Origin of the sequence: Sinomicrobium oceani (assembly GCF_900119185.1) — a bacterium.
In the GTDB taxonomy this organism is placed as follows: Bacteria; Bacteroidota; Bacteroidia; order Flavobacteriales; family Flavobacteriaceae; genus Sinomicrobium; species Sinomicrobium oceani.
The window spans coordinates 139,988-166,315 of record NZ_FPJE01000002.1 but is presented as its reverse complement, the minus strand read 5'-3'; the positions used below and the strand labels follow the sequence as shown (position 1 = coordinate 166,315).

22 protein-coding genes are annotated in these 26,328 nt (G+C 45.8%); 13 read left to right on the top strand and 9 right to left on the bottom strand.

Annotation, left to right across the window (positions count from 1 at the left end; genetic code table 11):
* Nucleotides 1-30 precede the first annotated feature (30 nt).
* The 4 genes from BT112_RS02310 (at nucleotide 31) to BT112_RS02295 (ending at nucleotide 4,487) form a co-directional block, all read left to right on the top strand.
* Complete coding sequence (locus BT112_RS02310) at nucleotides 31-1,482, top strand: aminotransferase class V-fold PLP-dependent enzyme (protein ID WP_072315755.1); 1,452 nt, start codon at nucleotides 31-33, stop codon at nucleotides 1,480-1,482.
* Between the two features lie 77 nt (nucleotides 1,483-1,559).
* On the top strand, nucleotides 1,560-2,513 hold the full coding sequence (gene trxB / locus BT112_RS02305; RefSeq protein ID WP_072315754.1) for a thioredoxin-disulfide reductase: 954 nt from the start codon (nucleotides 1,560-1,562) through the stop codon (nucleotides 2,511-2,513).
* A 360-nt stretch (nucleotides 2,514-2,873) separates the two neighbouring features.
* On the top strand, nucleotides 2,874-3,422 hold the full coding sequence (locus BT112_RS02300) for a hypothetical protein (RefSeq protein WP_072315753.1): 549 nt from the start codon (nucleotides 2,874-2,876) through the stop codon (nucleotides 3,420-3,422).
* An 87-nt stretch (nucleotides 3,423-3,509) separates the two neighbouring features.
* A complete protein-coding gene (locus BT112_RS02295; RefSeq protein ID WP_072315752.1) occupies nucleotides 3,510-4,487 on the top strand; it encodes an AraC family transcriptional regulator in 978 nt (325 codons plus the stop codon).
* 42 nt (nucleotides 4,488-4,529) lie between these two features.
* Here BT112_RS02295 and BT112_RS02290 read toward each other — a convergent pair whose 3' ends face one another.
* The 3 genes from BT112_RS02290 to BT112_RS02280 are packed head-to-tail and all read right to left on the bottom strand — an operon-like array spanning nucleotide 4,530 to nucleotide 8,282.
* A complete protein-coding gene (locus BT112_RS02290) occupies nucleotides 4,530-6,359 on the bottom strand; it encodes a heme ABC transporter ATP-binding protein (RefSeq protein WP_072315751.1) in 1,830 nt (609 codons plus the stop codon).
* A gap of 20 nt (nucleotides 6,360-6,379) precedes the next feature.
* Nucleotides 6,380-7,423, bottom strand: coding sequence for a FecCD family ABC transporter permease (locus tag BT112_RS02285; RefSeq protein WP_072315750.1), 1,044 nt, complete (start codon nucleotides 7,421-7,423; stop codon nucleotides 6,380-6,382).
* Between the two features lie 4 nt (nucleotides 7,424-7,427).
* Nucleotides 7,428-8,282: a heme/hemin ABC transporter substrate-binding protein gene (locus tag BT112_RS02280; protein WP_072315749.1), complete on the bottom strand. Its 855-nt coding sequence runs from the start codon at nucleotides 8,280-8,282 to the stop codon at nucleotides 7,428-7,430.
* Between the two features lie 386 nt (nucleotides 8,283-8,668).
* On the opposite strand from BT112_RS02280, the gene BT112_RS02275 reads away from it, so the two are divergent.
* The 7 genes from BT112_RS02275 (at nucleotide 8,669) to BT112_RS02245 (ending at nucleotide 16,269) form a co-directional block, all read left to right on the top strand.
* Nucleotides 8,669-9,385, top strand: coding sequence for an HmuY family protein (locus tag BT112_RS02275; RefSeq protein WP_072315748.1), 717 nt, complete (start codon nucleotides 8,669-8,671; stop codon nucleotides 9,383-9,385).
* A 20-nt stretch (nucleotides 9,386-9,405) separates the two neighbouring features.
* The gene (locus BT112_RS02270; protein WP_217652316.1) at nucleotides 9,406-10,197 is read left to right on the top strand and encodes an HmuY family protein; all 792 of its coding nucleotides are present in this window, start codon (nucleotides 9,406-9,408) and stop codon (nucleotides 10,195-10,197) included.
* 30 nt (nucleotides 10,198-10,227) lie between these two features.
* Nucleotides 10,228-10,983, top strand: coding sequence for a hypothetical protein (locus BT112_RS02265; RefSeq protein WP_139275950.1), 756 nt, complete (start codon nucleotides 10,228-10,230; stop codon nucleotides 10,981-10,983).
* Between the two features lie 196 nt (nucleotides 10,984-11,179).
* Nucleotides 11,180-11,968, top strand: coding sequence for a hypothetical protein (locus BT112_RS02260; protein ID WP_072315745.1), 789 nt, complete (start codon nucleotides 11,180-11,182; stop codon nucleotides 11,966-11,968).
* A gap of 74 nt (nucleotides 11,969-12,042) precedes the next feature.
* On the top strand, nucleotides 12,043-13,026 hold the full coding sequence (locus BT112_RS02255) for a hypothetical protein (RefSeq protein WP_072315744.1): 984 nt from the start codon (nucleotides 12,043-12,045) through the stop codon (nucleotides 13,024-13,026).
* A 115-nt stretch (nucleotides 13,027-13,141) separates the two neighbouring features.
* Entirely contained in the window at nucleotides 13,142-15,496 is a 2,355-nt protein-coding gene (locus BT112_RS02250; RefSeq protein WP_072315900.1) for a TonB-dependent receptor, read from the top strand.
* 203 nt (nucleotides 15,497-15,699) lie between these two features.
* Nucleotides 15,700-16,269, top strand: coding sequence for a biliverdin-producing heme oxygenase (locus BT112_RS02245; protein ID WP_072315743.1), 570 nt, complete (start codon nucleotides 15,700-15,702; stop codon nucleotides 16,267-16,269).
* A 238-nt stretch (nucleotides 16,270-16,507) separates the two neighbouring features.
* Here BT112_RS02245 and BT112_RS02240 read toward each other — a convergent pair whose 3' ends face one another.
* The 6 genes from BT112_RS02240 to BT112_RS21550 form a co-directional block, all read right to left on the bottom strand.
* Complete coding sequence (locus BT112_RS02240; RefSeq protein ID WP_072315742.1) at nucleotides 16,508-16,813, bottom strand: hypothetical protein; 306 nt, start codon at nucleotides 16,811-16,813, stop codon at nucleotides 16,508-16,510.
* A gap of 406 nt (nucleotides 16,814-17,219) precedes the next feature.
* Entirely contained in the window at nucleotides 17,220-18,164 is a 945-nt protein-coding gene (locus BT112_RS02235; RefSeq protein ID WP_072315741.1) for a DUF4625 domain-containing protein, read from the bottom strand.
* A 139-nt stretch (nucleotides 18,165-18,303) separates the two neighbouring features.
* Nucleotides 18,304-19,257, bottom strand: coding sequence for a DUF4625 domain-containing protein (locus tag BT112_RS02230; protein ID WP_072315740.1), 954 nt, complete (start codon nucleotides 19,255-19,257; stop codon nucleotides 18,304-18,306).
* Between the two features lie 22 nt (nucleotides 19,258-19,279).
* Nucleotides 19,280-19,765 (bottom strand): DUF4625 domain-containing protein, encoded by a 486-nt coding sequence (locus tag BT112_RS02225; RefSeq protein WP_072315739.1) that lies wholly within the window; start codon nucleotides 19,763-19,765, stop codon nucleotides 19,280-19,282.
* A gap of 42 nt (nucleotides 19,766-19,807) precedes the next feature.
* Nucleotides 19,808-22,198 (bottom strand): TonB-dependent receptor, encoded by a 2,391-nt coding sequence (locus BT112_RS02220; RefSeq protein ID WP_245776964.1) that lies wholly within the window; start codon nucleotides 22,196-22,198, stop codon nucleotides 19,808-19,810.
* 195 nt (nucleotides 22,199-22,393) lie between these two features.
* Nucleotides 22,394-22,648 (bottom strand): hypothetical protein, encoded by a 255-nt coding sequence (locus BT112_RS21550; protein ID WP_139275946.1) that lies wholly within the window; start codon nucleotides 22,646-22,648, stop codon nucleotides 22,394-22,396.
* Between the two features lie 753 nt (nucleotides 22,649-23,401).
* Between BT112_RS21550 and BT112_RS02210 the strand changes: the two genes are divergently transcribed.
* Entirely contained in the window at nucleotides 23,402-25,186 is a 1,785-nt protein-coding gene (locus tag BT112_RS02210) for a hypothetical protein (protein WP_072315736.1), read from the top strand.
* A 297-nt stretch (nucleotides 25,187-25,483) separates the two neighbouring features.
* On the top strand, nucleotides 25,484-26,328 hold an 845-nt coding region (locus BT112_RS02205; protein ID WP_245776963.1), incomplete at its 3' end, for a M12 family metallopeptidase.

Sequence of the window (26,328 nt, the reverse complement as noted above, 5' to 3'; positions counted from 1 at the left end):
GTTGAATTTATAAAAACGGATGACCAGGACATGGAGACCGACTGTAATTTTAAAAGTTTTAAAACACATATTATCGGCGGGCATCAAACTTTTGACTCCCCCTACGGCCGTCAAAAGGTATTATATGCCGACTGGGTTGCCACCGGAAGGTTATACGGGCCGATAGAAAAGAAGATTGTAGAAGAAGTGGCGCCGTTCTTTGCCAACACCCATTCCTTTTCGAGTGAAACCGGGAAAATCACGACCCATATCTATAAAGAAGCGCGTAGAATAATTAAAGAGCATGTTCATGCTCATGAAGATGATATTTTAGTGACTACAGGTTCGGGAATGACCGGGGCGCTGGCCTGCCTGCAACGGATCATGGGACTCCGGAAATACCAGTACCGGGGTTCCGGAGAAAAGCCGGTAGTGTTTATAAGCCATATGGAACATCATTCCAACCAGGTATCGTGGCTGGAAACCCATGCCGATGTTGTTATTGTCCCGCCGGATAAAAACTTAAAGCCGGAGGCAGGACATTTGGAAAGCCTGCTGGAAAAATACAAAGACCGTAAACTGAAAATAGGCTCCTTTACCGCATGCTCCAATGTCACCGGGGAGATCGTGGATTACAAAACGCTGGCTAAAACCATGCATGCCCATGACGGACTGTGTTTTATCGATTTTGCCGCCTCGGCCCCTTATGTTCATATGGACATGCACCCGGAAAACAAAGACGAACAACTGGATGCCATCTTCTTTTCCCCGCATAAGTTCCTGGGCGGTCCCGGAGCCTGTGGTGTGCTTGTCTTCAATAAAAGACTGTACCGGAATGAGGTGCCTGACCACCCCGGGGGCGGTAACGTAAAGTGGACCGATCCCTGGGGCGGCTATGCGTATTTTGAGGATATAGAAGTAAAAGAGGACGGGGGAACTCCCGGGATTTTACAAACCATAAAAGCCGCACTGGCCATCAGGCTCAAGGAAAAGATGAACCCCGACCTGATGGCGGTAAAGGAAGAAGAACTGCTTCAATTGTTTTACAAGGCACTGGAGGACACACCAGGGATCAACTATCTTGGAGATTGCCAGGCTCAACGTATCGGGTGTATTGCCTTTAATATTGAGGGAATGCATTACAACCTGGTGGTCCGCCTGTTAAATGACCGTTTCGGTATCCAGGTCCGGGGAGGCTGGTCCTGTGCCAGTACCTATGCCCATTACCTGTTTGGCCTTGATAAACCTTCTTCGTCGGTTGTCATGAAAGCGATAGAGGAAAAGAACCTGGAACACAAACCGGGCTGGGTACGGGTTTCCCTGCATCCCACTATGGAAGCCGGAGAAGTAAAATATATCGCCGGGGCTGTTAGGGAGATCATCCGGAACAGGGAAGACTGGTCCAAAGATTACAGGTATAACCCGGCAACGAATGAGTTTGAACCTGTAAATGGTACCGCTTATCCCAATATACGTTTGGCAGGGATCTTTGATATTTCATAAAAAACGAATAGAAAAAATAACACAACCATAGCTCCCGGAAGGGAGGAATAATAATATTGAGCAATCAAAAAAATACGATGAACGAACGCATTACGTGCCTTGTCATAGGATCAGGGCCCGCAGGATATACGGCGGCCATCTATGCCGCCAGGGCGAATATGAACCCTGTTCTATACCAGGGGACCCAACCGGGAGGACAATTAACAACCACCAACGATGTGGAGAATTTTCCCGGGTTCCCGGCAGGCATCACCGGCCCGGAACTGATGGTTCAGTTACAACAGCAGGCCGAGCGTTTCGGAACGGATATCAGGAACGGGTGGGTGACACGGGTAGATTTTACCGGTCCGCTACACAAAGTGTGGATTGAAGAAGACACAGAGCTTCACTGCGATACGGTGATCATCGCTACCGGGGCCTTGGCAAAATACCTGGGCTTGCCTTCCGAGCAAAAATACCTTGAATCGGGAGGCGGTGTTTCGGCCTGTGCCGTATGCGACGGTTTTTTCTACAGGAACCAGGAAGTTGTTATTGTGGGAGCAGGCGACTCGGCCTGTGAAGAAGCCCATTACCTGTCAAAACTCTGTAAAAAAGTGACCATGCTGGTCAGGCGTGACGAGTTCCGGGCTTCCGACATTATGGAGGCCAGGGTCCGGAATACAAAGAACATTGAGATTTTATTCAATACGGAAACGGAAGAAATTCTGGGTGATGGCCAGTTGGTAACGGGAGTCCGTGTTAAAAACAATGACACAGGGGAGACCACGGAAATACCGGCAACCGGGTTTTTCGTGGCGATAGGGCATAAACCCAATACAGCTATTTTTAAAGGGCATATCCGCCTGAATGAAACAGGGTACATCATTAATACTCCGGGTACGGCACAGACCAGTGTGGAAGGTGTTTTTGTATGTGGGGATGCGGCAGATCATGTGTACCGGCAGGCTATTACGGCGGCCGGGACCGGGTGTATGGCTGCACTGGAAGCCGAACGGTATTTGTCTTCCGTGGAGGTTCATACCACGGGGTAAGGGGATAAAACCGGTTTTCTAAAATAATGTTCAGTTTTTGTTAGTATTAGGGTAAAACTGATGTTGTCAGAAGAAACTATATTCAACTTTTGTTCTCATGTCATTTTATCAAAGGTTGGTTATTTGAATTAGCTACGGTTTCTTTTGGAATCAACCCGGGGTGAAGTAATGTACTCCGGGTTTTGATTTTTATGTCAGTTTCCAGGGATCACGGGGAAACATCCGGTATGATGTAAGACAATTTCCTACTATTTATGGTAAAAATGAAAAGTAAAACAACGTCTCAAAAAGATATACTATATTTGATCGTGTATAGGTACTTTAGTCGTTTACTTCGCTGTAAACAGGAAACCCGTATTTATGGAACATACCGTATCGGATTATTTCGAAGCTCATAAGATACTTGCCAAAAGAATCAGCGAGGTAAAAGCCATGGAACAAGGTGTTAAATCCTGGCAGGACATCAGGAAAACAAACCCGGAGGTAGCTATGGCAGCCGGCAGGATAGAAGAACTGATCGAAATATTTACCTGGGAAACCAGGGAAACCGACCTGATCCGTCTTGCTTTTATCGATGTAGGCACCGCAATAGAAAAGCAACTGGAGGATATCTCAAAGGCCGGTTTGTGGCCGGATCCCTGTAATGGAGGGATATCCGATGATTTTCGGTTATGCCGGGATATTTCCGGAGCTTTCAGGGCAGCTCTTTACAGTCACGGGAGATATGCCCCGGAAATCGTAATTAAAACAACGGCTACGGCATGGGATGTGTATAAGATAACGACATATATAGAAAATATGCTTCGACAACTCGGGTGTGCTACATTTGACAACCTTCTGGAAGCGGTGACCTATTATGAAAAAAGTGAGACCCTATTACAACTGATCTTCCGGGACTCCGATAAATAGCTGTTTATTATTTAGAATCTTTTTAAATAAAGTGTTATATTTGCTTTAATTGTTTAGCCGAATGATCTGTTGTAAACTTACCCGACCATGTTAATCAGAGCAAGGATAGAAAATCATAACGAGTGGCTCTTTCTGGAAGATATTCCGGAAAAATATGTTTCGAACCATCGTTTGTCCGAACGGCAGGTAAGTATCAGGCACGCTCCTGTGCATATGAAAAACTACCAACTGTCTACCAACGGACTTTTTCTGCTGTACTCCGAAATGAATTTTAGTGAGACGGTACGTATAGAGACCGAAGTAAGCGGAGATGCTATAGCGAGCCAGTTTATTTTTTGCAAAGACAAAACAGGGGGGGCTTCGAGGGGGAGCAGATATCGTCAAAGCCGGCATAATATACGTTATATTCCGGCACAAAGGCAGTTTTATGAAGTAAGACCGGACCAGGAATACATTTATTTTCTCATTGTACTTTCGAGGGATTATTATTTTAATCTGGTGGATACGGGCACTCCCATACACGAGAATTTCATAGGAGAAATAGACAAGGGCACTCCGGCTTCGTTTATCGGGGAGGATCTTTATGTGACCCCGGAGATGCGGAAATCCATCGACGGTATACGGGAATGTAAACAGGATGGAGATCTGAAACGCATGTTTACCGATGCCCGGGTTATGGAACTGATCATGTATCAACTGGAGCAGTTCAGCCAGTTTCTGAAAGATGAGAAAAACCTTTTGCAGGATGAAGATGTTTCCAAGCTGGAGTATGTTCGCGAATTCCTGGAACAGCACTATATATCGCCACCGACCCAAAGGGAGTTATCGCGGATGGCCGCTATCAACGAATCCAAGTTAAGAACAGGCTTCAAACGTTATTTCGGAACAACGATTTACGATTTTATTACCCGGCTTCGTATGGTAGAGGCTAAAAGACTGATCGTCGAAGAGCGCAAAAACAATATGTATGAAGTAGCCACTTCGGTAGGGTTTAAGCACCAGGCCAGTTTTACGAACGCCTTTAAGCGCTATTATGGTTTTCCTCCAAGTGGGGTAAGGACCTGAAAATGGACAGGGGCAAGCTATTGTTGCAGGCGGGTTTGCTGCTTATATCGTCGTATTGCCGAGTATCTTTTTCCAGGTTTCGGGATTTTCCGAATGGTGTACTCCCGAGAACTGTACAATCATTTGTCCTGTGGTATCATAGAGTTCCAGCGTATCCGTGCAGGTATTATGTACGGGTCGTATAACATGCCATACACTGTGAACCGCATCTTGGTTGAGTACCGTATTGCTTCCGTTGGATTGTGTGATTTCCAGCCACTGGTCTTTTTGGTATATATCGTGTAATTGTCCTGTGCTTTCCTGTTGGCAATTTTCATTTCCTGTAGTGATAGCGACAGGGATTCGGTCCGACAGGCATTGTGTGATGGTACGACGGAAAACCTCCAGGCTCACCTGCATAGCCCTTCGGGGAGGGGCCAGCCGAAGTGCCTGCATGGGAGTCAGCCGGAAACGCGTTACCAATTGGGAAAATTCTTCTGCTCTTGTTAGGGTATTCCACGCTTCATGAAAGGCCATGATATTGATTTCGGCATCACGTCGCTCTTTTACGGGGGGATGTTTTTTCTTTTCGATTTCGGGCCGGTGAGGGAGATGTTGCTTATAGGTGTCGAGTAGCTCTAAAAAGGCGTTCCGGTTACCCGCATCGGTCAGGAAAATTTTATGGATAGCCTGCCCGCTTGCAGTGAAGAACTGCAGGCTTTCTTTTCCCTGGGCTTCCACGGCAAGGATTATTTTACATTGTTCCGTCGAGATTTTCAAACGGGTGTCTTCGCCCTGAAAACAGCTGGTGTTTTCCTCCTTAAAGAAATCGCGGTACACCCCGGTACAACAGATATGACAATGGACATTCCGGGTCATACCTTGTACCAGTCCCATTTCCCCGATAGCTTTGAGGATAGCATCTGGCCGGGCAGATAATATGGTAACGTTTTCTTCGAGCCCGAGCAAAACAAGATCAGCTTCGCTTACCCCCAGTGTATCGGCAATATGCCACAGGGGTCTGGCAGGATATTGGTCGCGGTAAGCAATAAAACGTTCTTTCAGTGATTGCCGGTTAAAAATTTCGGACAGGTTAGAATTGAATGCTGCGGCATCATATTTTATACTGCTCGGCGTTACCCGGGTGATCAGGGTAGCAGGATCGGTCTGCACGGAAGTGTGCAATCCGAAAGCCGTATAGATATTCCGTGTGGTCAGTACTTCCTCCGGAGCGCCGTCCCACCATTTCCGCCCTCCTTTGAGCATAATGATACGGTCGGCATACTGGGCAGCCAGGTTAATTTCGTGTAGCACACAGACAATCATATATCCTCTTTTGGCCAGGGCATTGGCAATGGCAAGCGTCTGGTGCTGGTAGCGCATATCCATGTTGGAAACGGGTTCGTCCAGTAGTAACAATGCGTTTTTATTATCCCATACCTGGGCCAGTACCCGCGCCAGGTGCACCCGTTGCTGTTCTCCTCCGGACAATGTGAGCATGGAGCGTTCGGCCAGGTGGCTGACACCGCATATTTCCATGGTTTCGGAGAGCGCCGTGCTGTCGGACCGGTGGTCTCCGTGCTTGCTGTTATACCTTCCCATCATAACGATCTCCGCCACGGTAAATGCCATGCTCACGGTATTCTGCTGGTACAGGGTAGCACGCTTTGCAGACAGTTCCCGTGCCGTATAGGTATTCAGGTCTTTCCCGTCGTACACCACGCGTCCTTCGGTAGGCTTTTTTTCCCGGCAAAGGATCTTCATCAGGGTTGATTTTCCGGCTCCGTTAGCACCGAGTATGGCTGCGATTTCACCCTTTCTGATACTAAAGGAAATATCCTTTAATAAATACCTGCCGTTTATTTGATAGCTGACGGACTCTACCCTTAACATGTCTTTTTGGTTTTGATGGTTTATGGTGTTATTTTCTTTTTGTCCCTGTAGAGTATGTACAGGAAGGCCGGAGTTCCTAATAGTGCCGTGATAACTCCTATAGGGAGTTCGAGAGGTGCGGCGATAATACGGGCCAGCATATCCGAAACCGTAAGCACAAGGGCGCCGAGCAGTGCTGAGGCGGGCAGGACAAACCTGTGATCCACTCCACCGAGTAGGCGTACGATATGTGGCACCAGCAATCCTACAAAGCCGATGATCCCGCTCACCGATACACAGGCACCCACTGCCAGGGTAGACAGGATGATTACGGTATTCTTGATCTTTCCCGGATCTGCCCCGGCCTGTTCGGCCTGGTGCTCTCCGATGGAGAACAGGTTAAGTCCCTTGCCAAAGAGCGGAAGAACCACTACCGGAATCAGGACAAAAGGGAGGATACCCAATACGATATTCCAATTGGCTCCGCCCAGACTGCCCAGCATCCAGAACGTAATGGTGCGGAGCTGCTGTTCGTCAGCGAGATAAGAGATCAGTCCGGTCAGGGCTCCTGCCAGGGCATTGATAGCAATACCGGCAAGTAACATGGTAGCTATATTGGGTTTGCCATCCGTCCTGGAGAATCGGTATACCAGTATAGCTGCAATTCCCGCCCCTGCAAATGCAGCGAAAGCCAGCAGGTAGAACCCCAGAAACTGCCCTAAGGAAACCAGCAAAACCGATTCCATACCAATAACAAGGGCGGCAAACAGGGAAGCGCCCGCCGAGATCCCTATAAGTCCCGGTTCGGCCAGGGGATTACGAAAAATCCCTTGTACCGCCGCACCGGATATTCCCAGGGCTGCCCCGACCAGTACACCAAGTAATACCCTTGGCATTCGCACATACAGCAGTACGTTTTCAGCCAGATCGTCCGTAGCTGTCCCGATAGAAAGTCCCAGTGATTTGGCAAGGATATGCAGCATATCCGTAATTGATATGGTCATGGCCCCCATACCCATAGACAGGAGGATCGCCAGAAAAAGGGCTGCAGTGAAAACTACGTAAATACCATTTTTTTTATCCATAATGTTATTCCCTCGTTTTTATGAACTCCTGATGTACCCGTAGTATGGCCTCGTCGAGCCGGGTGGAAAAACTGATCATAAGCGGCCCGTCGAGGGCCACGATCCGTTGATGCTTTCCGGCGTTGGTAAAAGCCACACCCGGCATACCGAGAACTCCTTTACGGCCTCCGAGACTTTCCATACCGAAATCGAACAGGAGAATTATATCGGGATTGGCATGCACCAGGGCTTCGGTAGTATAAGTCTTAAAGGCATTGAACTCCCGGATAGCGTTACGGCCTCCTGCCAGTCGGATCAGGGCATCCATATTACTGCCTTTGCCTGCTACCGTCATGGTGCCTGTACCCCGGGCGTAGATAAACAGTACCGTCGGCCTTTTATCAGACGCTTCCACGGTTTGTAAAACCTCTTCGATACGTCTTTCGGTTTCTGTAGCGAGTTGCGATGCCTGGTCTTTCATACCGAGCGCTTTTCCCACATCCCGTATAAATGCCAGGGCTCCTCTTGCCGAAAAATCCTGTTTTATGGCAACAAAAGGTATTCCCGCTCCTTTAAGCGCCTGAACCACACTATAGGGTACATCACCATAGGGAGCCAAAACGAGATCGGGGCGAAATGCCATCAGACCTTCCGCAGAGACCGAACGGTTCTTGCTTACTTTGGGAAGTTTTTTTATCGATTCCGGGTATTCGCTGGTGACATCAACAGCAACAATACGATCTTCCAGCCCCAGTGCAGCCACCGTTTCTGTAATAGCCCCTCCGAGGGTGATAATACGGTGTGGTTGAGCGTTGGCGGACATGATACATAAAAATATCGATATGGTGACAGTAATACTCGGAAAACGGATGAATAGCATAATGTTTTTTATTTGTGTTTTTGGCCGGGATCAAGGCTGTTTTCGAAGTACAAAAAAAGTACTTAATCAATCTAAATACAAATAGTAAACGGAGTGTATAAAACGGATTGCTTAAAAAACAGCGTTTGGGTTTTAATAGTTGTTCGGGTTTTAAAGTGTTTGTTATAAGAGTTTTACGTGATTTGTTTTTTCATATTTGGACCTGACTTGCCCGCTATCAAGAGGATTAAAAAAACGGATTGCACAAAAAATAAAACGGATCGCACAAAACAAAGAACGGATTGCACAAATCATCTGTAAAGGGATATGAGTAATATTGCAACATCATTTATTTAGATTAATTACAAATAAAAACCAAACCTTATAAGGTGCTAAATCCGGGTATTATGAAGCTGATAGCTGCAATACATAGAAGATCTGTTTTTTGGGGACTTATGGTCTGCATTTTAACTTCCTGTTCCGGCAATGACGATACGGTGGGGGAAACTACTATCGATGACGGGATCAGTACGGTGATCCGGGATCTTCCGGGCGACACCAATGGCGCTATGGGAGAAGAGGTGGATGGTAAGACCAGGCAGGGATTCCATACCTTTTTGTTCCGGCTGAGCGATCAGAAGCAGATCTGGTTGCGTAATGAAGCCGACTCCGCCCGCTGGATGAAGACCCTTGAATGGGACCTGGCCTTTACAGGGCCCTACAATAGTGAAGTTTTTGTCAATAAAGGAAGCTATGAGTTTAATCCTGGTTTTGGAGGCCCTGCAGACAGTGCGATCATATTGGTGGAAAAACCCTATGATGAAGTCGACGAGGCCCCGTCTGACGAAACGTTCGAAAGCAGTACCATCAACAAGATCGGATGGGCCTCTGACCAGTATGAGGTAGGTTGGTTCTTCTACAGTCTGGATACCCATATCATGATTCCCATAAAAAACCGCACTTACGTTATCCGGTTGCCGGACGGTCTGTATGCCAAACTGGAACTGATCAATGCTTACCAGGGTAATCCGCCCGAAGTGACCAATATGAACTGGCCTGCACCTTATTTTACCTTTCGCTACCATGTACAGGAAGATGGAACCAAGAACCTGAAAACAAGATAAGCACAATAATTATGAATGTAATGTACACCATTTCAACCTGGTTAAACAGATTTTCGTTGATACTGCTGGCCTGTAGTCTGCCCTTGTGGTTTATGGCGTGTGGCGGTAGCGATGACGGTCCGGGACCGGATCCTGACCCTGACCCGGTGGAGGATACCACTGCTGTGGATAACGGCATGTTCTATAAACTGCATCGGGTAGAAAACTTTGCAGGAGACACGGAATATGACGGTCCGGTAGACGGTAAAAGAGCTGCGATCTATTTCTCACTGGAAAATAAGGAAGGTGTCAAGGCATCGTACCAGAAGAGCAATCTGTGGGACCTTTCGTTTTCCGGTATAGCCAATTCCGATATCGATGTCAATAACGGTTCGGTACGTTCCAGCCTGGGTTACGGGGCCACGGGAGTAGGAGCCATCTACATTACCGACCGTTCTTTTGAAGAGGTCACGGATATCCCCGACGAGAGCCAGTTCCGGTACAGGGTTTCCCTCGATGAAAACGGCGCTTTCGGAAACGGACTGGGATGGGCCCTGTATGACTGGGGCGGAGAAATTGTTGCCGATGCAAGCTATGAAAAGCAACATGTGGCCTATGCGTTAGGGAACCCGCTGACCCTGAATAACGGGAAAAATCTTGTGAGAACCCTGGTGGTTAAAACAGCCAAAGGATATTATGCCAAGATAAAGATGATCAGTGTCTATAAAGATATCTCTGATCCGGAAAATATGATGCGCAACAGCACGTACCCGTATTTTACCTTCGAATATGTTCTTGTACCCGGGGACAGTGAAACATTTGAGATCAGATAAGCCGAAGACATGTCCAACAAAACAGATGATATGAAAAACGATTACTCGATAACACCATATACCGGGGTCCGGAAAGAACAGGGACACATAGGTATGACATTACTTTGTTCTATGTGTGCACTACTGCTTTTGTGCAGCGCTGGGTGTACCAGGGAAGAGGATAACCTGATCATTACGGAAGAAACATGGTACGATACCATAAGTTCCGTTCAGGACAATCGCATCCTGGAATACCGTATAGGTAATGTAAACGATGATTATACCATATACAGTGCCATAGACGACAGTACCGGTACTATTACCGTATACCTGCCGGCCTATTACGAACTGGGGGTGATACAGGCAGAAATAAAACTCCCCGAAGGTACTACAATCAGTCCCGATGCCGATGTACCTGTCCCGGTTTTTGAGGAAGAACCGTTTGTATATGAGGTGACTTCTGCGGAAGGCTTAAAAGCCACATATACCGTGGATATCGTAATACAACAGGAAGATTTTTCCCTGAACGAACTGAGCAGGAACCCGGACTCCCCGGTAAGTTTCAGTGCCAAAGAATCTTATATACGGGTTACCGGAACTAATATACTGGGCAACTACGCCATTACCAGGGGATACCTGACCAATGAAGCAGGAGAACGGGTCTATACCATGGGTGAGGCCCAGACACCTCCGACTTCCAGACAGATTTATCTTTCCTGTATCGATGTGGAACCGGGCTTATATTGGATTGAAATCACCAGCTACGCGCTGACAAGGCGTATGGAAAACCCGATTAATCTGCGATAGATAAAACAGCCCTCGAATCACGATCGTACAGGTCAGCCTTTTATTAATACTTAATCTATAACCGTATGGAGACAATCAGAGCATCACCTTAGTCGGTGACCTTGGTATGCCTCGTGGCAAGCCATCACCGGAAAAAAATCAAGTCTAACGCCGTTCCCTGCCAAAAAAATAAAGGGGAACACAATACTTATAAACCATGAAAACTTTAACTATTAAATCCTATATCAACAGAAAGCATACGGTACCGGGTACCAGGTCCGCAGGTATGCTGACTACAGCGTTTTTCGCTTTCCTCATATTGTCTATGACCGGTTGTGAGCAACAGGAAGCGGAGATCGACACCCCCGAATTATCAACTGCCAATGCGACTTTCCTGGTTGATACCGATTGCGATTGTTGCGGAAGCGGGACAGAGACCGTTTATTTTGACAAAGATCTGAGTGGCCGTGATATCGGCCAGTATGGTACCTGGGGAACGCTGCAGACCGTGTTGTGTGAGAATGGTCTTGTCTTGCAGAATGAAGGTCAGTTCGGTTCCTTTTTCCGTGTAAATGTCAACGGACAGAGTGGCTGGACCCTCGGTACGATAGACGCGGGAATTACCAGTACCGATTTCTGTACCTTAATTGCGGACGCCAGCTTCGAGCAGCGTTGTGATAACCCCGGAGCCCCGACTGTTCCGGCATATAGTCCTGCCACCCCTTATGAAGAAGTCATAGGAGCAGATGGTTTTGCATACGGAACAAGCCTGGGAGATTACGGGCTGGGATATTATTTGTATCCTTCTACGGCAAACGTACAGGTTATCCGCGATATTCTGATCTGGAAAGAATGCAGCACAACAGACTCCTGTACCCTGCCTGCCAATGCTACCATTGCCTATCGCATTAAAGATATAGATGTAACCCCTATCGAGGTTAGCCCGGGTGTATATGACAGCGAGATTACCTTTAGCTGGGAATGCCTGAGTATCTGTAGCGAATAATTTAAAATCTGGACGGGGAGAGACCGTAGCTGGTGCGGTCTCTCTCTGTTGTTTTATCATCTAACCGAAGAAACATGATCCCTTACCTGAAAGAAAGTAGCGTTGTGCTGAGCATAATATTGAGTATTGTTCTCACAAGTTCCTGCGACACGGAATACAATGATGTTTATGAAACCCGGTATACCGATACCATACAGGTCCGGACGGACAATTATCTCAAGGCATTTTCCGTGATCGACCAGATTAATAAGGATACTATAAAAGCTGCCCTGACTACGGACAGTATCATCGTGTACTGGCCGATATGGAAGGAAAAACCGGAAAAAACCGCACCCCTTCTTCGCATTCCGGAAAAGGCGACGGTGACTCCGCTTATAGGAGACAGTATTCCGTTTCTGGACGATACCGTCTATACCGTGACAGCAGAAAACGGTGACTCCAGGGTATATACTCTAAAAGTTATCGATTTGCAGCATCCGCCCGTATTCAGGCTCAACAGCTATTCCCTGATCCAGGGGAGCGGGCTGGCGCTTAACGGAGATTATTTTAATCCCGGGCTGAGCGTCAGCGTATTTCTGGAAGAAATCGGCGGAGAACGGGAATACGAACTCCCGGACCCCGTACTTCGTCCTAACGGACAGACTATTGCCACACGAATACCCGCTACCGTAGATACGGCCTTTTACCGCGTTCGTCTCGAACACGGTGCGAGACGGGTATATGTGGCCCAGGAATACGATACGCTGCAGGTAGGATACCGCAACCTATCCATATCGGGGATCGATCAGAATTTAAATCTGCAAAAAGGAGAAAGTTTTACGATTAACGGGGCTGATATAAGATTTTTAAAGGGGGTAAGTCTCTTTAATCTTTTTGATTCCTCCGTAGGTTATCAGCCACTGATTATCGAAGATTTTACCGAAACGAGCATTACAGTAAGACTACCTGAGGATGCCAAACCCGGAACTTATGATTTTGCAGAGTTCAGAAGTACGGTGATCAGTACCAGCGGAAAACAAAGTTATCCACTGAACGGTAACCTGGTTATTATGGAATAGTAGAAATATCTTTTTGCCCTAAATTTTACCATGATGCTATCCTGTAAAAAACCATATCAATTTTTGATTATTCATACTTATAATGATAAGAGCTGTTGACAGATGCTTATTTCTGATGTTCCTGATAACAGTTACGGTATTTTGTCATGCCCAAAAAGACATAAGGGGCTCGCTTACCGGGCGGGTACTGGACGACCGTGGTACTGCCGTAACAGGAGTAAGCGTATACCTGGAACCTGATATGCACATCACTCAAACCGATGATGACGGAAATTTTGGGTTTCACGATATTATCGCAGGTAATTATATCCTGCATATATCCGGATTGGGCTATGTAAAACGGGCACTGAAAATACATGTGGAGTCCGCCCGCACCAAAGACATCACCATTGCATTGACAATGGATAAAAATCAGGATCTCAACGAAGTGGTTGTAGAAGGACGGACAGAAACCCCGGATAACCTGCTCGATATCCGGGGTGGCAGTGCCATGCCCGTAACGGTTATCGGAAAAGAAGCTATTGCACAGATGGGCAGCCGAAGGCTGGACGAGGTTCTTAAGGAACAGACGGGTATTGCGATAGTCAATGATATAGGCGGAGGTGCCCGGGCCACCGGTGTACAGATGCAGGGGTTCAGCAGTGATTATGTAATGATACTTATAGACGGGCAACCCATGGTAGGGCGTAACCGGGGGAACTTTGACCTCTCGCGTATCAGTGTGAGTAATATAGAGCGCATTGAGATCATTAAGGGAGCTTCTTCATGTCTTTTCGGAAGTGAGGCTCTCGGAGGGGCCATCAATATCGTTACACGCCATGGTGCCGTTCAGCCACAGGGTATGGTTGCGGTACGCTATGGCTCATTGAACATTGCAGATATTACCCTGGAAGGAGAGACTCCGTTTGATCATCAGCGTGGTTCGGCCAATATTTCGGCCAATTATTACCGTACCGATGGTTTTAATACCGATCCTTATATGTCCGGGGGGACGACTGCTCCTCCTTATGACGATTATACGCTACAGGGAAGAATCAGGTATCGCCTTACGCCTACAGGAACCCTTGGCGGATCGTTCCGCTACGCGCTTCGAAGGTCGTTTATGGAACAGGTTTTCGGGACGGGCGCACAACAAAACACGGCAGGGGACAACCAGGATATTACCGATATCAATGCCTCCCTGACCTATGATAAGACGTTTAAGAACGGATTGCGCAGTATGAGCCGCTATTACCTTACCCGTTATGTGTCGGATATGAGTGTATTATGGCAGGAGACCAATGCTAAAGCCGGTGCCGAGAAATTTGCGCAGACCCTGCACCGTGCAGAACAGCAGTTTGCCTATACCCCGCATAATGAATTGAAATTTACGGCCGGGCTGGGAGGAAGCGTGGAACAGATGGATAACCGTGATTTTAATGTGCCCGGAGGACTGTGGAGTGGCTTTGCCTACCTTCAGGGTGACTGGCATATTAACGATCGTTTTGAGGTAGTAGGCGGACTACGTTACGATCATCACAACAGTTTCGGAGGGCGACTCAACCCCAGTTTCGGGCTGCACTACAGGTTGTTTCCGGAGCTGACTTTTAACCTTGCTATGGGGAGTGGTTTTAAAACACCGGATTACCGCCAGCGCTATCAGGTGTTTATGAACCCCGTAGCCAATTACCTGGTGATCGGTACCGAGCTGCTTCGGGAAACCCTCGAAGCGATGAAGGATGCCGGCCAGATCAGTGAAGTGAGGGAGTACCTGATCAACCAGCTCGATCAGAACCTCAAAGCAGAAAAGTCCCTGTCGCTCAACGGCGGGGTTACCTACACCCCTAAGAAAAATGTAAAAATAGATATAAACGCTTTTTACCATGATATCTCAAACCAGATCAACAGTATACGGGTAGCTTCCGGAACCAGTGTCCGGGATATATACACCTACCAAAACCTGCCCCGGTCCTTTAATACGGGACTGGAGGCATCTGCATCCGTGACATTGCCTTCCGGACTCGATATCAAAGCGGGATACCAGTACCTGGTGGCCAAAGACCGGGGAGTGATGGACAGTATACGCAATAGTACAGGGGCCTATGCTTACGTCAGGGATAATGCCTCGGGTCTGTTCCGCGAATCGAGACTGTCCGATTATTTCGGACTGGAAAACCGGTCCAGGCACATGGCCAATGCCAGGATAGCCTATCACTATTCACCGTGGAATATTTCAGCCAATATACGTGTGAATTACAGGGGAAGATATGCCTTTGGAGACAGGAATAACAACCGGTTTATAGACCCGTATGATACTTTTGTAAAAGGACATTTTCTGGTTAATGCCGGGATAGAGAAAAAGCTGTTGAAGGAGAAAGTGAGTATACAACTCACAGCCGATAATATACTGGATTATACCGACAGGCTTATGCCCGGACAACCGGGACTGGTCATACTTGCAGGAATTTCCTATAGGTTTTATAAGGAATGAAATTGTTGTACCGGTTATTCGTTATCCGGTTATTCAGGTAATAACCCATTAGCCCAATAACTTAGTAACCCGATAAAACCACTCCATTCGGATCATAACTTTTTTAAAAGCTAAAGTGGGATGCACTAAAATACATAGGCTTGACTTAGAATGAGACCATTAAAATGAATTACCTATTTTTAACCATATAAAGAAGACTAAAAATGGAAAAATTAAGCGCAATAATTAAAGAATCAACCAGGGCACATCATCAGGAAACAGAGAAAAAGGTTGTACTTCGTATTAAAAATATCAGGAATAACGAAGATTATGCCGCATTACTGAAATGTTTTTACGCTTATTTCGGTGCGGTTGAAAAAGCTATTGCACCCTATATCAATGATATTTTACCCGATTATGCAGAACGCCGGGATTCTTCTTTTATCAGGAAAGATATCGAGGCGTTGGGAGGGAGCACTGAAAATCTCCCCCGGGCCATAGCTCCTGCCATAGCGAATGGAGTACAGGCTATGGGGGCCCTGTATGTGCTGGAGGGCTCGATAATGGGAGGGCCTTATATTGTTCAGATGCTGCAAAAAAAGGGCATAGACAAGGGTTTTGATTTTTTTGGCGGATACGGAGAGGGGTCTGCCGGGAAGTGGGCAGCCTTTACCGAAGTGCTCGACAATTTGCCCGGTAGCAGTGAGGAACAGGATATGGCAGTACGGACCGCTTCGGAAACTTTCAAACGTTTCGGGGATGTTTTTGATGAAGTAGCGGTTACGGGCATCTGACAAGAAAAATCCGATATCGTACCCATCATGCCCCTTTACCGGTAACGAAAAGGGGTATTTGTTTTGTTTGAAGTAGCCTTACAGGTAAATTATGAGGCTAAACAAATAGACAATCACCGGAAAATATAGCAAAGAAAATGTAAAGGTCCGGTCTTTGTACGTGATCTTTATATGTTGTTTGTTCTGGTTGTTACCGTCTTGAACTCCCTACAAAAAATTTAGATAAGCGATACGAATATCATACCGATTTTGAAAAAATTACTTCATCCTTTCCTAAATGAAAGGTGTCTTGTTTTTGGGTGGAGAGGAGATAGGTGATGACATCCCTTTTTGAAAAGGTCGATCTATATTCGAAGCGGACAGTACTACTGTTGGCATAGCATAGGTTATGTTCGTCATTGCCATCCGGCAGATAAGGGATGTCATAATACCGGGCCAAACGTTTTACAAATTCCATTTTTACATCCAGGGACAGGAGTTCGTCTCTTGAGTACATAGATCGGTTGGTGGTGTTCCCGAAAATTTCTGAAAGTTTGACCTTCATAGTATCTTCCTTAGTTGTTGTTCTGATAATACTCAATTTTCAATTGGAACATCTCCGCCATCTTTTCCGCCCGACACTTGGCATCAACAGCTTTTTAACCTGTAAAGTTTGCATCTGCCGTTTCCATAAAGAGCTGCTTCCACCAGTCAGAATGTATTCCTTGGGCGATGGTTTTATATGGGGGCTCGGGGACTGCCCTAATAAGTGTATTCTCCCGGTAGCACTGTTTGTCAAAATCGGTATGTTTTTTCCAAATATGCTGGCTGATTATTCTGGATCACCCCATTGAAAATATCCACTAATTTATGAATTTTTTTGGCAGGATTGGATGACTGGAATGGTCGGGTAGGGGGTAATGACCAACCATCCTGTCAAACACTAATACCTTTAGGTTAAGGTACTATCATTAAAAACCTTCTACGGTCACCTCCATATAATGGTGCATACTGAGATGATGCGTGGAATTGGTGTACACCACCCCAAAATAGTATGTGCCGTTTTCCCAGGCCTTTTCTCCGCTGACCGGGTTGGCCTGCGGGGCATTATTGTCATTTTCGGCACCAATGGTCAATTCCGGCCAGCGCTCATAGTCCCCGATACTGCTGTTATAAGGGGTGTTCCAGAACGTAAATACTTCTTCCTCGTCGTTGTGCTCATAGACATCGAAAACAATGGCTTTGGAAAAGTCAATGTCATTAACGGTTTCCGGGAGATGATTCTGGTCTTTCCTGATGAGCAGGAGGTACATAATGCCGTCATCTTTTACATTGCTGATTTGGATATTGGAACTCAGGGTGTCATTTTTAGTGAATGTGACATTCTCCGGGTTTTCAAGTGTTTCATTCACAAAGTAGAAATCCCCGTTGCCGTTTTCTATGCTCCAAATGTATAATTCGGGGTCAACAGTGAGATTCGCCGGATCAATAAGCGATACTTCACCTTTATCTTCAGCGGTGGTACCATTTTCATCCGTCACGGTAATGGTGTATGCATAGGTGCCCTCCGGAGCTTCTTCGGGAATATCAAAATGTTTGTGCACTGTCGCATTTTTCATACCGCTAAACTCGTCCCACGAGATTTCAAAAGACCATTCCCGGGTGTAGTCCTCATCGGGGAGCTGATCTATATTGAGTCTTACCGTACCAATTTTATCGCCGGCCATGATTTCTACATTAAAATGGAAATCCCGTCCTATGATCCCCTGATTATCGGAACCTACTTCGATTTCGGTCATCGTGGGTATGGGGAGTTCCACGGTATCATCGTCATTGCTGCAGGAGGTGAACCATAGGGTTACACCCAGGGTGAAAACCAATAAGAGGATGGATTTGTGTGTTCTAAGTCTTTTCATTTGTTGTTTTACTCTTTTGTTTGTGATGTGAATTTTTAAGGTTTATCCTTATCTGCATGGCATCGTCAGTGCCAGTGAGATCCGCCGGTTCCCGATACTGGTATGGGCTACGGAGACCGGCAAATCATTTTTTAAAGGGTTAATCGAATCCTTCAATTTTAAATTCGATATAGTAGTGGAAATTGAGGTCATAGGTGGAGTTCCGATATACCACTCCAAAATAGTAGTCCCCGTTTTTCCAGACTTTTTCCCCGTCAATAGGGTTGGGCTGGGGTACGTTGGAATCGCTGTCGGCCCCGATAACAAATTCCGGCCCTTTTCGTTCGTAGCCTCCTAATTCGGTACTATATGGGAAATTGGTAAAAGTGAAACCTTCTTCGTGCCCTTGATGTTCGTAGACATCGTAAACTATGGCTTTGGAAAAATCGATATCATCGACGGTTTCCGGATAGTGTCCCGTGGCTTTATGGATCAGCAAGAGGTACATTTTTCCGTCCCCTTTGACATTCTTGATATTTACCTGCGATAGCAAGGTGTCGTTCTTTGAAAACGTTTCGTTTCCGAAATCATCATTGTCATAATAGTCATAAAAGGGGACATCCCCTTGTTTGCCATTTTTATAGACGTTGAAGATCCGTATCTGCGGATCTACGGGTAAATTTTCGGGAAGGATGAGCGTGATATGCCTTACTTCTTCCAGGGTTGTTCCGTTCTGGTCATTGACGATGATAACAAAATCATATTCTCCTTCGGCTGCATCTTCGGGAATGGTAAGGTGCTTGTGCACATTGGTATTTTTTACGCCCTGGTATTCATCCCATATCGTTTCATGCGACCACTCATGCGAATAGGTTTCACCACTTCGTTGTTCTATACTGATCCTGACATCGGCAATCCTTTCCCCGGCGACAACATCCATTTCAAAGTGAAAGTCCCTTCCGATAACGCCAATTTCATTGTTGCTTGTGCCAATTTCTACATTTTCAATGACGGGCTCTTCAAGAATGATCTCGTTGTCGTCATCGTTACTACACGCGGTAAATAGCGCACCTGTTACAAAGGCCAGCGCCATGAGGTAAATGTTTTTTTTCATGTTGATATATGTTAGTTATAGATTACTCGATAATTTTAATGTCGACCGATGTTCGGGATTGCCATCCGGTCTGGTCTGTCACAGAGAACATACAATGGTAATCGCCGGTATCCACATTTTCGGAAATGGTAATGGGAATGTCGATCTCGTAGGAGACAGGCCCATCCGCAAGGGAAAAATTTTCCATATAAAGCATCGGGTTGACCGCTTCTTTGACGGGCTCCAAATCACATTGTGCACCCTGGTCATCATGGGTATGATGATCGAAGTTGTGGTGGATATCCAGACTATAGGAAGCCAAGGCCATATTGTCGGTTATTCGGGCCCTGAAATTATAGGTCTCCCCTTTGACAAGTTCGGTACAGGCCTGTGGAAATCCTCCATCGTAGTTAATGGTTATTTCAGGTTTTTCTTCATCCTTGGCCATGCTGTCATCATCACTGCTGCACGAGGTAAAGAAAATTCCGGTGGTCAGAACAATAGTCCATAGTTTCAGATTTGATTTCATAGATTTTTAATTTTGAGTTATACTTCATTGAATACATACGGTTTAAAAAGGGATGGTCAGCGACAACGACACATTCCTGCCGGCTTCGGGAACATCGATCATCCGGTAAAAACTGGTATGGTTAAAATACCTGGTATTAAATACGTTGTTGAGCTTGAAACGCAGTTGCACCTGTTTGAGGGAGCTGAATAGATCGAGATCGCTCATTACGGAGAGGTTCAGCACCTGGTAGCCATCTGTTGTGTTTTCCGGGGGGACGATCTCATCTTGTTTGGCGGTGATGCGGTAATCTGCCGTTACCTGCAGATGCCTAAAACACAAAAGGTCTTTTCTGAATTGATAATTTCCGGAAATCAATCCTGAAAAGGGAGGAGAAAAAGGTAAGGTAAAGTTCTTTTTCGGCCCGTTGAGCTGTCTGGAATGCACATATTCCGCAGAGGCGTCCATTCTCAGGTTTTCGGTAAGGGCGTAGCCAAACCTCAGTTCACCTCCAATTCTAAAGACCTTGCTCTGGGTGTATTCGTAAATCTGTACGGTTTCGTAATAGTTTGGCGTAGGGTTGAGATAGATGAAATTTTCAAAGAAGTTCACAAACGGACTGATTCCGAGACTGAAGTTTTTAGTATTGTGGTCAACATCAATATCTAACTGGTAGGATGCTTCGGGATCCAGGTCAAGATTTCCCTTTTCATACCTGAACATATGGTAATTCACCCCATCGGAAGCCAGTTCGTTAGACAAGGGCATCCTGAAGCTTTTACCGATATGGAGTTTATAGGAGGTGTTCTTCGTCGTATAACTGATCCCTGCCGAACCGCTGATATTGCCGAAACGGAGGTTTTTGTGCTGCGCCCGCTGTACGTAAACGGAAGATGTGGAGCCGTCGCTTTGTTTTACGGTGGAAGGGAACCAATCCACGTAAGGCCTGGTGTCTACGAGGCCGAAATCGTACCGTAACCCTCCCTGAAAGCTTAATTTATCCGAAATCGCTATGTGGTCGTAGGCAAATATCCCCGCGGTAAAACGATTGTATTTGGGAATTAAAAATCCCCACCCGCTGATGTTGTTGTTTTGAAATTCGGTATTGATACCAAAGACAACCCGGTGTTTTTCATGGGGTGTAAACGTATTTCTTGCATTCAGAGAGAAGGTCGTTTTGTCAAAGACCCGCTCCTTACTGTGGTCGGGTTTGGGCATGTACCCATGAGGTACGGGTTCTGAATGCTCTTCCCTGTGATTGTTTTGAAAGCCTAATTCCAGATCTATGGTATGCTGCCCCTCATAAAATGTGGTATTATTGATTACCTTAAAATGGTTCACCAGGTGAAAAGGCAGATCGATATCCCTCTCGGACCTGTCATAATCTATAGAAGATGTACGCACTTCGAGTCCGTGGGCATTGGCAAAAAAGCCGTTTTTTGCGTACACATTGCTAAAAAAAGTTTCCGATTTAATGTTGCTACCGATATACCCGATACTGAAAGCACCATTGACTTCATTTCCGGCGGTGTTCCTTAAACGGTTTTTGTGCAGTTCAAAAATATAGCTCTCATAGTTTATCCTGTCCGCAGGCACTTTATAGTCGGCATAATCCCGATAGGTAAAACGTGCCCTGTAAAACCAACGGTCCTTCCTGCTTTGTACCCCGGCGGAAACACCGAATAGGTTGTTATTGCTTTCACCCAGGAGATTGACTTCACCGGTAAACGATCGGGCTTCCGGAATTTTCGGAGCTTGTAGGTCTACTACGCCGGCAATAGCATCGGAACCATACAACAGGGACGCGGGCCCTTTTATGATGCGGATATGCTCAATACCATACTGGTCTATTTCCAGCCCGTGGTCGTTGCCCCATTGCTGCGCTTCGTGCTTTACGCCGTTCTGCACCACACTGACCCTGTTGAACCCCAGCCCCCTGATGACCGGTTTGGATTGTCCGGAACCAATATTTATCGTACTTACCCCCGGGATTTTGCTCAAGGTCTGCATGAGACTGTTCTCCCGGTTGGCTTCTAAAAATGCCCCGGAGGCTTCTACTGTGGAAAGGGGAAATTTCCGGGTGGATCTTTCTTTCGCATTTCCGACCACCTGAACTTCCTCCAGTTTGGTGTTTGTTTCCGTTAATTGCACTACAATTCGTCTGTCCCTATGATCTGCTGGTATGGTGACAAATGCAGGGGAATATCCTAAATGAGTGACCTTGATCACAGTACCTGTGCCTACATTTTCCAGGGTAAATTCCCCGTTTTCCGAGGACACGGCGTATAGGCGGTCTCCGATAATATTTGCTCCTGAAACAGGAGTTTGCGTTTGAGCATCGACAACAACTCCTTTTACGGTAGAAGATGTCTGCGCAAATGACAGCAGGGATAGACCAATGCTAAACCATACCGCCAGTATTTTGTCGGTCATTAAAGAAAATATGATATTCATGAATAGGCCGGTAGATCAACAGACCTGGGTACGGATATATCGGTAGCGCACTATGAACGGTGATTAATAACATATAATGAAGTCTTCCCCGGCCGGTTGAAGACTTTGCACCGTTATACATAAAATATGGCCTCCCCTGTCTGGAAATTTAAGGATAAACCCGTATTAAAAAAATCAAATATAGCTCCCAGGAAATTACAGACGGGTAGGTGGTGGCCTGCAGAAAAGGTGATGAGGTACACCGGTATCGGAATATGCGAAATGAAATTCCCCGACAGCTTCCTTTTTTGTCGCGAAAACGACCTGCGCTGTATCGAATTGTACGATTTCCGGTGAAAGTATGGGAGTATGATTGCCGGCAATCGTGTAGTCACATACCACACAATGGGCGATACCATGATCATCATCGTTGTCGATATGAGCCAGCACATGCAGCCCGGCTATTTGCATAGAAACAAATAGAGCCAGGAACAGGTAAACAACTCGATTTTTAATGCGACTAATTCCCATTAGGGAGCAAAGCTATTGAAAATAAATTTTAAATCAAGATGATTAGTCTGTTAAAAAGTATATTTTTTCTTTATAGTATGATCATGGTATCATAACGAGGAGGTTTTTCTGTCATTTCCTATGGTGTTGTGGCTTACATTATGCGATCTAAGCGCCTACGGTTTAGGGTCACCTATGCATAGAGGCCCATGTGGCAGTTCCCGGGATGGATCATGGTGGGTTTGGCCGGATTGGTTTCCGGGGAAAACTGGTAGTTACCTATAGTTGGAAAGCTGTTATCCTGAGCCCTGTCCGAAAGGTTTTAAGATCAATTTTTACCGTGATCGGAAATTAGGTTACGGAGCTGTTGAGTTTATAGATTAATAACCCGCGACTTATTATCGATTTAAAGCCGGGGTTTCGATTCTCTACATTCCGGTGGAACCGAAGCGCTCAGCCGCCTCCGTTTTAAGAAAAATCATAGATGGTATACGGTGCCTTAATGACTTAAAATCCAAGAACCTAATAACTCAATAACCTATGAACCCAATCCATTCGGATCATGATTTTTTTTAGAAGCCAAAACAGGATGTACGAAAGCGCAGTGGTTTCACATCGGATGAGAACACCAAGACCATAATATAGGGTCTTGGGTGTGGGGCAGGATCACACTGTGGCGTTTTAGCTATTTTTAAAAAAAATGTATTTTTGTTTATGCTTCTTTTACGAAGCAGTACCCTGAAGCGCCGGCCCATGAAAAAAGTCTACCCTTGTATTTATTTCCTCCTGTATAGCTTTTTGTTACATGCCCAGCAATATTCCGACGAGACAGCCCGTTTGCTGGAAGGGCGGTCGTCTATAGAGAGGGTCCGGGTGCTAAACAGGTATATCACGGCAAATAACGACAGGGAAAAAATAAATACACTATTGCAAAATGCCACTTCTTTTGCCCGGAAGCACCATGATGAATACCTTCTAAAAGAACTCCGTTTTTTAAAGCAGAGGCGGGCGGCCCTGTTTGAGACTGACAGTCATAAACGGATTGATGTCTACCGGCACATACTGAGAGACCGTGAATTTAAGGATCATGCCTTGTACAAAGCAATCTGTCTCCACCAGATCGGACAAAACCAGTTTGTGCTGGAAAAATACGGACAGGCCCTTGAAAACTCTTTGAGTGCCCAAAAGATCTTCCGGAAGCTGGGGTATGAAAATGTACCCAATATCGGCAAATACCTGCACGACCTGGCTCTCGATTATTATTTTTTCCGGAACTACGAAGAGGTTATCAAGGTCATGAAGACTTCGGTTGAACTCCCGGCGTTTGACGATAATCTCGATATTCAGCGTTATAATACGCTGGGGATGGCCTATTTGAAATCGGGTGTAACAGACAGCGCTGTCACCTACCTGCGCATGGCTTATAAAAAAGCAGCACACTACCGCGATACGATCTGGATGGGCCTGGTATCGGGCAATATCGGTGAGGTGTATTATGCAAAGCAGGATTATCAAAAAGCGTTGCCTTACTTCCTTAAAAACTATGAATGGAACAAAAATACCTATCAGCATTTTGAAATTCCCCTGGAGGCTAACGCAGACCTGGCCAAGACGTACCTTAAAACCGACTCGTTACAAAGGGCCTATCAACTCATGGTGTTAACCGAAAGTTATTTCCCGGAAAACCAGGTATTTCAATTCGGGGAACAACAGGGTGTGGAGGTTGCCAAAAGGCAGCATTATGAAAATTTGTACCTGTACTATCTCAAAAGCTCCGATTATAAAAAGGCGATACTTTACCGGGATAGCCTGGCAGCAGTAGAAAAAGCCGTGAATGGCAAATACAATACCGCCCTGGCCAAAATGACACAAGACCAGCTACAGATACAGGAAAACCGTGACAGGATAGCCCGGCAGGAAAAAGAGAACATTGCCATACGCTTTCGTTACAGTGTCTTCATAGGAGTAGCTTCTTTGTTGGCGGTATTGGGGTTTACGCTGTATTATATAGTCCGGTTAAGAAAAAGGAAAGAAAAACAACTTTGGGCTCGCCAACAGCAAATCGAAGCACTGGAACATAGGAATACCCGGCAGGCCTTGAAACATGCCCGGTCGAAACTCGATAATCTTGCCCAAAAAATACGGGAGAACCGCCAGGTGATCGATCAGCTTCAGGAAACACAGAATACGACTAAAGACAGCCTGCTCGACGAACTGAAGAACAGAAGCATTCTCACCCCGAAAGACTGGAATACCTTTAAAAAATCGTTCAACGAGGTGTATCCGGACTTTATCACCCGGCTGACTACTTTATATCCTGATCTTACCCGCGCCGAACTGCGCTGTTTATGCCTGGGAAAACTGGAAATTACCAACAACGAAATGGCATTGATGTCGGGCGTATCGGCCAATACCATTTTGGTAACCCAGCATCGTATCCGAAAAAAACTGGACCTCAACGACCGGAAAGAACTTCACCGGTTTGTTCGAAGCCTGTAATAGCTACTACTATTTACATAGCATTTATTTCCCGATAACCATGCAGGGCATGGCTAATGCCGTTTTTTATTTTATTGAAAAATAGGGTATTGTGGTTTTAAATCGCGAATTGTAAGGTTTTTGTAATCTTGGTTTTTTGGTGTTTTTTCAGGTTATATCCAATTTTGGTATGTGAAAATGCTTAAAAATTTACCCCATGAAAACACCTAAATTACCCTTTCAGTGCCAGTCCCCCTTACTACTGTCTTTTTTCAAGACCAGTTATATACATGAATTAACCTATAAATACTAAAAACAATGGCTTCAATTCCTCAAAACGTAACGCTATGGCCCTATCGCAGGATACCATATACATTTGAACCAGGATTTCCTTTTAAGAAAGATGTTCGCAAAGCAATGGATAAATGGCAGAACGCTGCTGGTGTATCTTTTGTAGAACGGGTAAATGAACCAAACTATCTGATGATATCCAGACCACAAAAAGGTGGCAGCAGTAGCGCAGTCGGAATGAAGGGAGGTCGACAAGATGTTATCATTGGTAATGATTATATAGGGCTCCATGAACTGGGACATGCGCTGGGATTAATCCACGAACAATCTCGATGTGATAGAGATGATTATATCGAGGTACTATGGTACAATATTGAAAAAGGAGAAGAAAATGTAAACTTTAAGATTCATACTAAAAGTCATAATTTAACAGAGTATGACCGGAAATCTGTGATGCACTATCCGGCACCTGCAACAGGCTGGCAAGGGAGACCTTCGGGTAGTAACGTTTGGACCATGTTATGGAAAAAGAACAACAAAACTAAACTTGGCCCCGATAATTGGTCAGATCTTTCTCGTCTTGACAAAAATCCGAAAGGGCTTCGAGCAGCATACAATAAAATTCCTGTGCCTATGGGGCCCGAGACCGACCATGGATATTGGAAAAACCCGTATGCAACTCAGTTTCCTTTCACAGTTAACGGAAAACAGTTTTTTTATGGACAGAATCAGAATACTAACTACTGGTTTATTCAGGAATTACTATCCGATGGAAAGATGGGACCGGAGACAGACCACGGAAAATGGAGGTTCGCATATGGGACTCAATTTTCGTTTACAATAGGTAATAGAGTTTTCTTCTACGGCCAAAA